This window comes from Flagellimonas onchidii, from assembly GCF_004804315.1.
Taxonomy (GTDB): Bacteria; Bacteroidota; Bacteroidia; order Flavobacteriales; family Flavobacteriaceae; genus Flagellimonas; species Flagellimonas onchidii.
Window position 1 is genome coordinate 197,123 of record NZ_SRXX01000003.1, and the last position, 13,890, is coordinate 211,012.

A 13,890-nucleotide genomic window follows, 5' to 3' on the forward strand; every position below is an offset into this window, starting at 1 on the left:
CTTTTGCACCATGTTGGCACAATTTAAACGGCATTTAGATTCTGATTTTGCTCTACTAAAAGGGAGAAAATTGTTATTGGCCTGTAGTGGTGGATTGGATAGTGTTGTTCTGGCCCAGCTTTGCATTAAATCGGGCTTGCAGATTACCTTGGCGCATTGTAATTTCAAGTTAAGAGGAGTTGAAAGTGACGGAGATGAATTTTTTGTCAAACAATTAGCAAAAAACTTAGGTTGTCCCATTACCACTACTTCATTCAATGTTAAAGAGCACATCCATGAAAATGGTGGATCTGTGCAAATGGCCGCAAGAACACTTCGCTATGTGTGGTTTCAAGAATTAATGGATAAAGAGGGATTTGATTATGTCCTAACGGCCCATCATGCAGACGACAGTTTGGAAACCTTTTTGATTAATTTATCAAGGGGGACAGGATTGGAAGGGCTTTCTGGAATTCCTAAACAGAACAATAAAATTGTGCGTCCACTGATTGGTTTTTCAAGAAACCAGATTTTGGAATATGCCAAATCCGAAGGGATTTCTTGGCGTGAGGATGCCAGCAATAAGGAAAATAAATACCTCCGTAATAAAATAAGGCATGATATTGTGCCGAAACTGAAAGAACTACATCCCACTTTTTTGGATAACGTTAAACGGACACAATCCCACCTGAACCACTCCAATGCTTTGATTGAAAATCACATTCAATCTATTAAGGATACCTTGTTTAAAGATACGGGGGATAGTGTAAAAGTTAAGGTTGAAGCACTTCTCGAATATCAACCCATTGAAGCGTATTTGTACGAGCTTTTCAAAGATTTCGGATTTACCGAATGGAGCAATGTAAAGAAACTTTTATCAGCAATGAGTGGTAAGGAAGTTTTGTCGAACACACACAGACTATTAAAGGACAGGGAGCATTTGATTCTTTCTCAAAAGGAACCTGCCGACGGCCAGATTCTTTTTATTGATGAGGATGTGGATGAAGTCAATAACCCAATAACTTTGAAGATAGAGAGTGTGGAATCCGTTGAAACTAGCCATAGGAATGTCATCTTTTTGGATAAGGAAAAGTTAAACTATCCGTTAATATTAAGGAATTGGCAAAAAGGCGACTATTTTTATCCTTTTGGAATGCGGGGCAGAAAAAAAATCTCCAAGTATTTCAAAGATGAAAAGATAGATGTGCACTCCAAGGAGAAACAATGGTTATTGTGTTCAGGTCATGATATCGTCTGGGTAGTGGGGATGAGACTCGATGAGCGATTTAAGGTGGATGGCACCACGAAGAACATTTTAAAAGTTACACTTTCAGTATGAAGAATTTGTTGATTTTGTTAGGTTTTCTGTTGACAATGGCTCCTTCGGTAGGACAATCGGAGAAAAACCCTGCAGTTTGGTCACACGAGGTAAAAAAACTGTCAGATACCGAGTATCAACTAATTTTCAAAGGGAAAATCCAAGAAGGTTGGCATGTCTATTCGCAATATACTGCCGAAGGAGGTTCTCTTCCCAGTGAGTTTACTTTTGAAAAAGCAGGGGAGGACTACAAACTGATTGGGCAAACTACTGAAAGTGAGACCATAAAAGAATACAGTGATATTTTTGAGGTTGACGAGACCTTCTTTAAGCACGAAGCTATTTTTACTCAAAAAATTAAACTTTTAAAACCAGAGGTAAAGCAGATAACGGTCAATCTTTTTTACCAGATTTGTAAAGAAGTTTGTATCCCCAAGGACGAATTGTTTCAAATTTCATTGGATGGTAGTGCTTTCGTGCAAGCCAAAAAGAAACTTGATGAAAATAGTATCGCCTTAGGCAAGTCCTTAAAACTCGATTTAAAGAACAAAGAGGTTCTAAATCAGGGAGGACTGAAGGAAGCAAAGGATAAATCTGGTCTTTGGATGATCTTTGGCCTAGGGTTTTTAGGAGGGCTTATTGCGCTCTTAACACCCTGTGTCTTTCCAATGATTCCGTTGACCGTCTCTTTTTTTACAAAACAGTCACAACAACGTTCTAAAGGTGTTATTAACGCCCTTTTATATGGCTTTTTCATTGTGCTCATTTACTTTTTGCTAAGTCTTCCGTTTCATTTGTTTGATTCGGTAGATTCTCAAATACTGAACACTATTGCCACCAACATTTGGCTCAATGTTTTTTTCTTTGTCATTTTTGTGTTTTTCGCTTTTTCCTTTTTCGGGTATTATGAACTTACACTGCCAAGTTCATGGGCCAATAAAATGGATGCAGCATCCAGCAAAGTAGGAGGCGGCTTTGGAATTTTCTTTATGGCATTGACCCTTGCCATAGTATCGTTTTCATGTACCGGTCCCATTTTGGGTGGCTTGTTGGGAAGCACCACCTTGGCAGAAGGTAGTGTGGCCATGAACCTTTCTGCGGGAATGGTTGGGTTTGGACTTGCCTTGGCATTGCCCTTTGCACTTTTTGCCCTGTTTCCGGCTTGGTTGAATTCCTTGCCAAAATCGGGTGGTTGGATGACCACGGTTAAAGTGGTCTTAGGGTTTTTGGAGCTGGCACTAGCCTTTAAATTCCTCTCAAATGCTGATTTGGTCGGCAACTGGGGAATCTTTAAAAGAGAGATTTTCTTGGGCATTTGGATTGTACTTTTTGTTTTGATGGCACTCTACCTCTTCGGAATGTTCAGATTTCCGCATGATGGCCCAAAGCAAAAGTTGTCAACAGCCAGAAAATTTATCGGCTTGGCAAGCGTAGGATTTTCAATATATCTGATTTTGGGCTTGTTCAACATCACTAACTTGAAACTGTTAAGTGGATTCCCACCCCCTGATTTTTATAGCTTAAAGGAAACCAATAGCGACTGCCCATTGGGCTTGGATTGTTTTAAGGATTTTGATGAAGGTGTGGCCTATGCCCAAGAAGTCAATAAACCCATTTTACTCGATTTTACCGGGTGGGCCTGCGTAAATTGCCGAAAGATGGAGGAAAATGTCTGGAGTGACAGCAAAATCTACCCATTAATAAAGAATGACTATGTATTGATTTCACTTTATGTGGATGACAGAAAAGAACTGCCCGAAGCACAACAATTTGACTTTCAATACGATTCGGGAAGAATAAAATCCATTGAAACCATTGGTCAAAAATGGGGAACGTTTCAGACGATAAACTTTAATGCCGCATCGCAACCCTATTATGTGTTGTTGTCCCCAAATCTGGAAGTTTTAAACGGTGCAGTTCAATATGTAGACGTAGATGAATATGAGGAATGGCTCAAAACAGGTTTAGAGAAGTATCACCTTTCCATGAACAAATAATAAAAATAAATAGTCAGATCTAAGATGTCAGTTATCAGTATTCTGAAATCCGAAATCCGAAATCCGAAATCTGAAATCTGAAGTCTGAAATCTGAAGTCTGAAATCCGAAATTTCACCCTAACCCTTCACCTAAAATCCGAAGCTTTAGCGTAGGATTTTCCGATAGTCCGAAGCCTTCCACTCCTCACTTGTAGTCCGTAGCCTTGGCGAAGGATCTACCATCCAACAACCAAACCTCTGGTCCGAAGCCTTTCCGCCGTCGTAGCCATGCTACTTTGGTGAAGAAAACCGGCGAAGGACTGACCCTTCACCCTTCGTCTTTCTCCTATAACTTCTGATTTCTGATTTCTGACCACTGCCAACTGAACGGTTCACCGAATTCCCCCATCCGTCAATTCAAACAGGCCATCCGTCAATTGGCATCCCATAATAGAGGACATGTTCTCCACATTTGTACCAATTAATAACCATAAAACGCAATTTCTATGAGAAATGTAAAAGTATGGGTACTGTCTCTTTTACTTATCGGGGCCGTATCCTGTAGCAAAAAAGAAGACCCTGTCCCACCAACGAACAGCGAACCCAAGGTTGACCAGAGCACACTGATTTTTGACACCAATGAGAACATATCGGACACCGATGTGATCGGAACATTGAAAGCGACCGATGCGGACGGTGATGAACTAAAGTTCAGTATGGTCGCCAACAGCGAGGATTTGTTCGAGGTTGTCAAGACCAACGAGGGCGGTGCCATAAGCCTTGCAGCTGGTAAGAGCTTCGACATCCAGGAAGAGTCCAAGAGCTATAAGATCACCATCGGGGTGAGTGATGACAACAACCCCACGGTAAATGCCCAGGTGACCATCAATGTGGGTAAAGTGAACAATCCCCCGGTCATTGAAGCTGTTGAAGAGCCCTTCGAGGTCGATGAGAATGTGGAAGGCGCTGAAATAGGTGAAATCGTAGCAACGGACGAAGATGGTGATACACTAGCCTTTGACATTGAATATGCAGAGACGGATGAGGAACTTTTTACTATTGACGAGGCAACCGGTGCATTGAGCCTGGCCGAAGGTGTGGCACTCGATTTTGAAGACACTCCTACCCATACGATTACCATTAGTGTCAGCGACGGAACGGATACTGTAACAGAGGAGGTTACCATAAATGTGGTTGATGACGGCCTGTTGTCCGACAGCCCCGACTCCCTTATCACTGTTTGGACAACGGATGCCCCCAATGTTGAGATTCAATTAAATGCAGGGTGGGGAAATGGCATAGAACAACATGAATTTGATTATACCGTAGACTGGGGGGATGGCACCATAGAGGAGAACCTTACAGACAAAACACCTTCACATCAGTATGCTGAACCGGGCACCTACACCGTAGCCATTTTAGGTAAGTTCCCTGATTTTAGACCAAGTAACAGTAGTGCCAAATACTTGTCGGGTATGGAGCAATGGGGCAATAACCAATGGATATATATTGATTTTATTGGGGTCGATGGTATGGAGTACAACGCCACGGACAAGCCAGACCTGTCCATTGCTGTGGACATGAGCTGGATGTTTTTAAATAGTAATATCATCTTTAATGAAAGTATCGGAGATTGGGATATGTCCAATATAATGTGGATGAACAATATGTTTGAAGGCAGTCCATCATTCAATGAGGATATCAGCGGTTGGGATGTCTCAAGCGCGGTTGACATGAAAAATATGTTCAAAAATGCCACATCCTTTGATCAAGACCTTAGTGAATGGGACGTATCCAGTGTGACTGATATGACATCAATGTTCCAAGGAGCCGATGCCTTTAACCAACCTTTGTCGTGGGGAGAGAAGACCGCTATGGTAACCAGCATGAATTCTATGTTCCTAGGAGTAGATACCTTTAATCAGGATATCAGCGGCTGGGATGTATCCAGTGTCACTGATATGGGCTTTATGTTTGAGGCAGCCACATCTTTTAATCAAAGTTTAGGAGCCTGGGACATAAGCAGTATAGCAAATATGACCGGTATGCTCAACAATTCGGGGATGTCCTCAGAGAATTTTGGCGCTACTCTTATAGGTTGGGCCCCGGCCGAAGGAGAGACAATACCCGAAGGTATAGCTTTGGGGTCTTTAGGTATGTTTCTCTGTGATGATGATACGGATGGTCAAATAGCCGCTATCGCTCTGTTGGGTCAAGGATGGAGTTTTCCAGGGGTTGGAAACCCAGGACCTTGTAATTAACCATTGAACAGAACAAGGTAAAATATTAAAAGGAGGCTTAGCCTCCTTTTTCTTTATGTAGTGATTAGCGCTATACATGTCATTCTGCACTTGATACGGAAAAAGCTCCTCCCCTTATTTAGGGGGAGGTATCCACTAAAGGTGGACGGAGGGGGTAAAACAATCCCTTCCGTCTTAGCGCCCAAGCGCCAAGCCACCTTCCCTTAGCAAGGGAAGGAACAAAAAATATTCGTGCCAATTGGTGAAATTCGTGTCGAACGGCAAAAGATTTATGCTTTGCGCCACACCAAGGGTAAGATTCCTCACTATTGACTTCGACTGCGTTCAGTCTGACAGTTTAGAATGACCTTGTCGATTTTTCGTCATTTCGAAGAAGTGTAACGACTGGGAAATCTCTTTTGTTGGTTTCTACGTCATCCCACATTTGATACAGAAAAAGCTCCTTTCCCTTTAAGGGAAAGGTGTCCCGCAATGCGGGACGGAAAGGGCAAACTACCTTCACTTCGACAGGCTCAATGTGACATTGCTCAGGGAATCGGGAAAGGAACAAAATGTGCCAATCGGTGAAATTCGTGTCAAACAGCAAAAGATTTATGCTTTGCGCCACACCAAGGGTAAGATTCCTCACTATTGACTTCGACTGCGCTCAGTCTGACAGTTTGGAATGACATCGCCGGCTTTTCGTCATTTCGAAGGAATCCAATGACTGAGAAATCCATTACTGTCCTGTTTTATGGGATCAGTGAAATTCGAGGAATTCGTGTCAAACAACAAGAGATTCCTGCGAAAGCGGGAATGACAACCGCCACAGAAACAACAAAACCGGTGCGTATATACTATGTCCCCTGCCATCCCGCACTATTTTTCTGTCATTCCGTGGTTGACACGGGACGGAATCCATAAGGCAAGGATTCCCCTTTATCCATATACCCCATTTCAAAAAAAACTTTTAATTTAGACTAACTATTTACAACCAAAGACCCCCACCGTGAAGAAGTTCAAAAAAGTACTTTTAGTACTTGTTAGCCTGCTTGTTGTTGTATTTCTTGGTTTAATCCTGTTCATTCAAACGCTCAAACCCGATTACGAAGGAGAAAAAGCACTTTCAGGCCTGACAAGTAATGTCGATGTCTATTTCGATGCCTATGGCATTCCACACATTTATGCCCAAAAGGAAGTGGATGCACTTAGGGCACTCGGCTATGTGCATGCCCAAGATAGACTATGGCAAATGGAATTGCTTCGGCGATTGGCCAAAGGAAGACTTTCCGAAGTTTTTGGTGCAGATTTAGTAGACACCGACAAGTTTTTCCTTTCTTTGGGAATTGATGAACACACTGCAAATACCGTTTCGCAATTGGATATGCAAAGTGAAATGGTCGTTTTATCCCGAGCTTATCTAGATGGAATTAACCAATTTATAGAAGAAGGTCCGACACCAGTGGAATTCTATCTCACGGGATTGGAAAAAGAACCATTTGACCTTGAGGATATGTACAATGTTGTGGGGTACATGGCATTTAGTTTTGCCATGGCCCATAAAACGGACCCTTTATTGACTGAAATCAGGGATGAACTTGGAGAGGAGTACATTAAAGATTTGGCCATTGATTCAGACACCACCACAGTTTGGATTAAAAACTATAAAAATATAGTTCCGGATTCCGTAACAAATACGGTTGCACTTAACTTGAAAAAGGCATTGAAAAACTTGCCTGTTCCTTTGTTCGAAGGAAGCAATAGTTGGGTGTTGGCGCCTGAAAAAACCAAGAACGGCAAAGTGATCTTGGCAAATGACCCACACATAGGTTTCGCACAGCCTTCAGTTTGGTACGAAGCGCATGTTAATGCTCCTGGTTATGAAAAATACGGATATCATTTGGCTGGGGTACCATTCCCCTTATTGGGGCACGACAGAAATCTAGCCTATGGTTTGACTATGTTCGAAAACGATGACATAGATTTTTATTATGAAGAAACCCATCCGACCGATAGTACAAAGTATAAAACAGAGGAAGGTTGGAAAAATTATGAAATAGTGACCAAGGATATCAAGGTCAAAGATGGTGGAACAATTTCTTTTTCGTACAAGAAAACAAGGCACGGACCTGTGATGAACAATATTGCAAAGCAAATATCTGGTAATCGACCCATCGCAATGTCTTGGATTTATACCAAAGAAGACAATAGGGTAATGGATGCCTTATACGGTATAAGCCATTCCGAAAACCTGGACGAATTCGAAAACGCATTACCCAAAATACATGCTCCAGGCCTAAATGTGATGTACGGTGATGCAGAAGGAAATGTGGCATGGTGGGCTACAGCAAAACTATATCAAATGCCGGATAGCTTGTCCACCAAATTTGTGTTGGACGGTACAACGGGAACACAAGAACCTATAAGGTTTCTTGATTTTTCAGAAAACCCAAGTGCAATAAATCCACCATGGAATTACGTGTATTCCGCGAACAATCAGCCAGATTCAATTGCCGGAATGCTATATACGGGCTATTATTTGCCAGAAAACCGGGCCAAACGCATTGTGGAGCTTCTGGATGGCAAAAATGATTGGGACAGAGACTCCACTGCCGAAATGATATTGGATGTTACATCCTCGGTTAACCCTGGACTGATTACAGAACTCATAAAGTTGCTAGATGTCTCAAGTTTGACAAATGAACAACTGGTGCAAGTCGACGCCCTTAAAAATTGGGATGGCAGCTATACGCTTGATAGTTCCAACCCTACATTGTTTCATAGATGCGAGTACTTTATGCTCAAAAACACCATGGAAGATGAATTGGGTTCGGAGAGATTTAATCAATTGTTGGGCACTCATCTGTTGAAAAGACAGATTGCTTGGGGCTCAATGATGAAACAGGGAAAATGGTGGGACAATGTAAACACGCCTGATGTGGTCGAAACCAGGGATGACATTGTGTTGAAATCCTTTGCCGAGGCATGGGTATCCCTTGTTAGTGACTTTGGCCCGGATCCTGCCCAATGGACTTGGGATAAAGTGCACACATTGGAGCATCAACACCCAATAGGCCAAGTCAAAAGTTTACGAAAATTCTTTAATGTAGGCCCTTTTCCTGTAAACGGAACACGGGAAGTGATAAACAATATGTCTTTTCCATATGATAGCACTGGCTATTACCGTGTTAATGTAGGGCCTTCCACCCGAAGAGTCATCGATTTTTCGGATATAGAAAACAGTATCAGTATCCTTCCTACGGGACAATCTGGTAATCCTTTCAGTAAGCATTACGAAGATCAGGCCGAACTATATGTTTCAGGTCAGTTCCGAAAGATGATGATGAATAAAGATGAAATTCAAGAAACCTCTGAATCATTATTAATTTTCACTCCTGAAAATTGACCCTCGGAACGAAAAGTTAGGGCAGTTACTTTTTTGGAAACAGCGAGGTTGAGCCTTTTTTGGTAGTTTGACTTTTTGTGAAACCAAAGGGCAATATGTTCAAAATTCTCTCAATAATCCAATCATTTTTTGACAATTTTATAGGATTCGTCATTATAAATAGTATTTTAGATTCAGCTAATTCAAATAATCAATAAATACTCTTAATTCTACTGTAAAACAATATGCTTACTTTTTTCAGGGCTGCCATAATGCCGCTATTGGTATTTGGTGGTGTTTTCTTGTCTTTTGGGCAAGATGTCGCACGAATCGAATACCTCAATTCATTTGACCAACAGGTAGGGATTGAGAACACAGGACTTTACCAAGGAACTATTTACACAGAAAAATACCGAACTATAAATGAAAACACCCAGTTTTTTCAGACTAGGGAATTTCAATCTGGTAGTGTATGTTATGACGGCCAATGTTATTACGACCTGGAGATAAAATATGATGTGTTTGACGATGAGGTTCTGGTTCGATTGATTACAGAGGTGGGGGGAGGAACCCTCGAATTGTTCAAAGATTATATTGAAAGCTTTCAAATTGACGGACACAATTTTGTCAAAATAACACAGACAGAAGCTCCTTTACTGAACAACTACGGATTTTATGAGATTGCATTGGAAAGCTCAAGCTTTACACTCTATATAAAGCACAACAAAAAAATCTTTGACCGAAAAGATAGGAGGTCCATCTATTATGAATTCTTGGATGGATCCGGTGAAAATGTATTGTTGTACAATGATAAATATACCATAGTCAATTCGAAAAAGGACATTATTGCTGTGTTTCCAAACCTCAAGAGGGACATAGACAAGTTTTATAATATAGCAAGGACACTTCGAAAGAATGACCCAGATGGTTTTCACATCAGTTTGATGAAACGAATCGAAATTCTCCTTTCCCAAAATAATAATCAATCAGAAAAATGAAAAAAGCTTTTGTAGTGGCCATGCTCTTTGTCGGCATGCAATATATTGTGGCACAAGAAATCCCTAAAATATCGGTGTCCTTTTCCAATGTCGCCGTTTCTGAAGCTTTGGATGAAATTGAAAGTAAAACGGATTATAGGTTTTACTATGTAAAATCTTGGCTGGATGATATCCGGGTTACCGGAAACTTTCAGGATATGCAGGTAAGTTTGATTTTAGATGACCTTTTTAAAGATACCATCCTTAATTTCTACATAGCGGACGACAACAAGATATATCTATTACAGAACAATCAGATTTACGATGCATTGCCCGATGACTTTTTTGGAAAAGAGGAACAAGTTGCGGACGATGAACCTAGTTATGACGACTTGCAGGATTACGGCCCCCTTTTCGTAAATTCTGAAGAAGATGGTGCCAATAGGGGTATTCAAGTTGTTAAGATTGGAAAAGAAAATAGAAACAACAGAAGAAGAACATTTACTTTGACCGGTAAAGTCACCAATTCAAGAAATGGTAAACCGATTCCTGACTTGGCTATTATTGTAGAAGGTAAGGATATTGGTACTTCGACCAATGCCAATGGGAATTATAGCCTTCAGCTACCGATAGGAGAAAACATTATTCAGACCAGAGGGTTGGGTATTCAAGAATCGAAAACAAAAGTGATCTTATACAACGATGGCATATATAATTTCCAGCTTAATGAAAGCTTTGAGGTGTTGGATGAGGTTGTTGTACAGGGCAATTTAGACAGAAATGTAGAGACGGCACTTACGGGTGTTACGCTTATTGAAGTTGAAAAAATCAAGAATATCCCCCTTGTGTTGGGAGAAAGGGATATACTAAAAGCGGCAATTACACTTCCAGGTATTACAACTGCAGGTGAAGGTGCTGCTGGATATAACGTAAGAGGAGGGAGAACCGACCAAAACTTGATTTTGTTGGATAACGGTGTTATTTACAACCCAGCACACTTTTTTGGTATTTTCTCGGCGATAAACCCTTTTAGTACTGGAGCTGCCGAAATTTACAAAGGAAATATTCCCGCAGAATTTGGAGGTAGGCTTTCGTCGGTCTTTGATATTACGACCAAAGATGGAAATACTCAGAAATTTTCGGGCGAAGCCTCAATAGGGCCGGTTACCAGCAATATTGTACTAGAAACACCGGTTGTCAAAGATAAATCAGCCTTGCTGGTTGGTGGTAGGGCAACGTATTCCGATTGGATTTTAAGGACTTTGGATGACGAACAGTTGAACAATAGTACCGCCTCCTTCTTTGATATAGTGGCTAAATACAACCATACCATCGATGATAAAAATGAAATCAAGGCTACGGGTTATTTTAGTCAAGATAAGTTCAGCATCACTTCTGACTCAATCTTCGACTATAGCAATAGATTGGTTTCATTAAAATGGGACCATAAATTCAGTGAAAAGACCACAGGAAGTTTGATTCTTTCCAACAGCGAGTACAAGTTCGGGATAGAATTTGACGGAGAATCCAATGATGATTTTGATTTGGGTTATAAAAACAACGAGACCGAGTTCAAAATCAAGATGAAATATTTACATAGTCCCAAACATAAATTCGATTTTGGGATTTCAAGCAAGCTATATCAGGTAAACCCAGGTGATATAGTGCCGTTGGGAGCGGACTCGGATGTTTCAGCGCTTACGATTCCGGAAGAAAGAGGATTGGAATCTGCAGCGTTCATATCCGACAGTTACGAAGTCAATGATAAATTGTTGATAGATTTAGGATTACGATATTCTTTTTACGCCGCTTTGGGAGCTTCCCAACAACGCATTTATCAAGACAACGCTCCCAAAAATAGTGGGACTTTGGTAGAAACACAGGACTTTGACAGTAATGAGGTGATAGAAACCTATGGAGGACCTGAACTTCGATTATCAGCTCGATATTTTCTTGCACCGGACTTTTCCGTCAAGGCTAGTTTGAACAATGCTTACCAATACATTCACACACTTTCCAATAACACAACGGTTTCCCCGACCGATACCTGGAAGTTGTCCGACATTAATATTAAGCCTCAAGAAGCCTATCAAGCCTCACTTGGGTTGTACAAAAACTTTGAAGGCAATAAATATGAACTGAGCTTGGAGGGATATTACAAAAAACAGAAAAACCTCCTAGACTATAAAGTAGGTGCCCAATTGTTGTTGAATGAGGCCATCGAAACCGAAGTGTTGCAGGGTGATGGAAAAGCCTACGGAGTGGAGTTCTTGCTCAAGAAAAACGAAGGGAAGTTAAATGGATGGCTAGGATATACCTATTCAAGGTCATTCGTAAAACTCGATAGCCCGTTCAATGAAGAAAGAGTGAATGGTGGAGCATTTTTTCCATCTAACTATGATAAGCCCCACGATATTAGCGTAGTGGCCAATTATAAGTTTACGAGACGATTCAGCGCGTCAGCGAATTTTGTATATCAGACAGGACGACCGGTTACATTTCCGATTGGAAGTTTCTCTTTCAATAACTCAGAATTTGTCTTTTACAGCGATAGGAATAAGTTCAGAATACCTGATTATTATAGATTGGATTTGAGCTTTAATATGGAAGGAAACCACAAGATTAAAAAATTCGCCCATAGCTTTTGGAGTTTTTCCATTTACAACGTCTTAGGAAGAAATAATCCCTATTCCGTATTTTTTGTGACCCAAGATGGGGATATAAAAGCTTACCAAAGTTCAATCTTTTCCATTCCGGTTCCAACGATTACGTACAATTTCAAATTTTGACTTAGTAGTTATGACAAAGGAAAGATTAAAATATGCCTTGATACTACCTATGGCTCTCCTTTGCTTAGAAGCTTGCATAGAACCTTTTGAGGCAACTTTTCCAGATTTCGAAAGTGCTATAGTGATTGAGGCCACTCTTACCGACGAACTGGAAAGACAAACCGTTTTTATCACCCGTACGTTTGAGTTTGAAGAAGATGGACCTTTGCCCGAATCCAATGCCAGTGTACAGGTGGTTGCTGGATCCGAGACCCATACATTTGTAGCAACCGCTCCGGGTATTTATGTTTCTGAACAAGCTTTTTCAGCCCAACCCAACGTCACCTATCAGCTCCGAATTGGCACTCAAGACGGGCGGACTTACATATCGCGTGAGATGACCTTACCCGCCTCAACACAAATGGATGACGTTACTGTTGAAAGGATGACCAATGATGATGGAGTAGAGGGCGTAGCCATTTTAGTGGATAGTTTTGATTCAACAGGCAGCTCCGTAAACTATAGATATGAATATGAAGAAACCTATAAGATAATTGCCCCTTTTTGGCGACCCAACGATTTGGAAAAAGTTCCACCGGCCGAACAGACCGAACTTTGTGAAGTGCGAGTAATCCCAGATACAAGGTCAGAGGAAACATGTTACGCCACAGATATTTCCAATGCAATCATACAGACGAGCACCACGAATTTGTCTGAGGATAGAGTAGATAATTTTATGGTACGGTTTATACCTCGAGACAATTATATTATATCACATCGATATAGCATTTTGATTAAGCAGTTTGTACAATCCAATGCAGCCTATACGTTCTATGAGACCTTGAACCAGTTTTCGGGTAACGAGAGTCTGTTTTCGGAGACCCAGCCTGGTTTTTTGGAAGGAAACGTCTTTTCAGAGCAAAGCAGAGATGAAAAGGTATTGGGTTATTTTGAGGTAGCCTCTGTATCCAAAAGGCGCATCTTTTTTAATTATGACGATTTGTTCCCAGGTGAGGATTTACCACCCTATACAGACCCTTGTATTATTAACGCTCCACCGTTGAGCAAACCAGGGCAACCGCCAAGATGCGTTTTGAGCTCCCAAGTAGAACTGGGCTTGGTTGGGTATGTAGATGCCAATGGGAGTCCTGGGCTAGGGGAAGGACCTTATTTGATAGTTCCCAATGTTTGTGGCGATTGTTCAGAAATAGGAAATCCAGAACCGCCCGAATTTTGGATTGAATAA

7 protein-coding genes are annotated in these 13,890 nt (G+C 41.1%); all 7 read left to right on the forward strand.

The features are described from left to right. Window positions 1–10 precede the first annotated feature (10 nt). The 7 genes from tilS (at window position 11) to E4661_RS04840 (ending at window position 13,890) form a co-directional block, all read left to right on the forward strand. Window positions 11–1,318: a tRNA lysidine(34) synthetase TilS gene (tilS, locus tag E4661_RS04810; protein ID WP_136465688.1), complete on the forward strand. Its 1,308-nt coding sequence runs from the start codon at window positions 11–13 to the stop codon at window positions 1,316–1,318. Next, the gene (locus tag E4661_RS04815) at window positions 1,315–3,294 is read left to right on the forward strand and encodes a protein-disulfide reductase DsbD family protein (RefSeq protein WP_136465689.1); all 1,980 of its coding nucleotides are present in this window, start codon (window positions 1,315–1,317) and stop codon (window positions 3,292–3,294) included. Before tilS ends, E4661_RS04815 begins: the two co-directional genes overlap by 4 nt. A 486-nt stretch (window positions 3,295–3,780) precedes the next feature. After that, the gene (locus tag E4661_RS04820) at window positions 3,781–5,535 is read left to right on the forward strand and encodes a BspA family leucine-rich repeat surface protein (protein WP_136465690.1); all 1,755 of its coding nucleotides are present in this window, start codon (window positions 3,781–3,783) and stop codon (window positions 5,533–5,535) included. Window positions 5,536–6,523: 988 nt separating this feature from the next. Then, a complete protein-coding gene (locus E4661_RS04825) occupies window positions 6,524–8,920 on the forward strand; it encodes a penicillin acylase family protein (protein WP_136465691.1) in 2,397 nt (798 codons plus the stop codon). A 224-nt stretch (window positions 8,921–9,144) separates the two neighbouring features. After that, on the forward strand, window positions 9,145–9,897 hold the full coding sequence (locus tag E4661_RS04830; RefSeq protein WP_136465692.1) for a hypothetical protein: 753 nt from the start codon (window positions 9,145–9,147) through the stop codon (window positions 9,895–9,897). Then, window positions 9,894–12,665 (forward strand): TonB-dependent receptor, encoded by a 2,772-nt coding sequence (locus E4661_RS04835; protein ID WP_136465693.1) that lies wholly within the window; start codon window positions 9,894–9,896, stop codon window positions 12,663–12,665. The genes E4661_RS04830 and E4661_RS04835 overlap by 4 nt, the downstream gene beginning before the upstream one ends. A 10-nt stretch (window positions 12,666–12,675) precedes the next feature. Beyond that, window positions 12,676–13,890 (forward strand): DUF4249 domain-containing protein, encoded by a 1,215-nt coding sequence (locus E4661_RS04840; protein ID WP_136465694.1) that lies wholly within the window; start codon window positions 12,676–12,678, stop codon window positions 13,888–13,890.

Coding starts and splice junctions, on each gene's coding strand:
- tilS (WP_136465688.1), top strand. CDS start 11: ATGTTGGCACAATTTAAACGGCATTTAGATTCTGATTTTGCTCTACTA.
- E4661_RS04815 (WP_136465689.1), top strand. CDS start 1,315: ATGAAGAATTTGTTGATTTTGTTAGGTTTTCTGTTGACAATGGCTCCT.
- E4661_RS04820 (WP_136465690.1), top strand. CDS start 3,781: ATGAGAAATGTAAAAGTATGGGTACTGTCTCTTTTACTTATCGGGGCC.
- E4661_RS04830 (WP_136465692.1), top strand. CDS start 9,145: ATGCTTACTTTTTTCAGGGCTGCCATAATGCCGCTATTGGTATTTGGT.
- E4661_RS04835 (WP_136465693.1), top strand. CDS start 9,894: ATGAAAAAAGCTTTTGTAGTGGCCATGCTCTTTGTCGGCATGCAATAT.
- E4661_RS04840 (WP_136465694.1), top strand. CDS start 12,676: ATGACAAAGGAAAGATTAAAATATGCCTTGATACTACCTATGGCTCTC.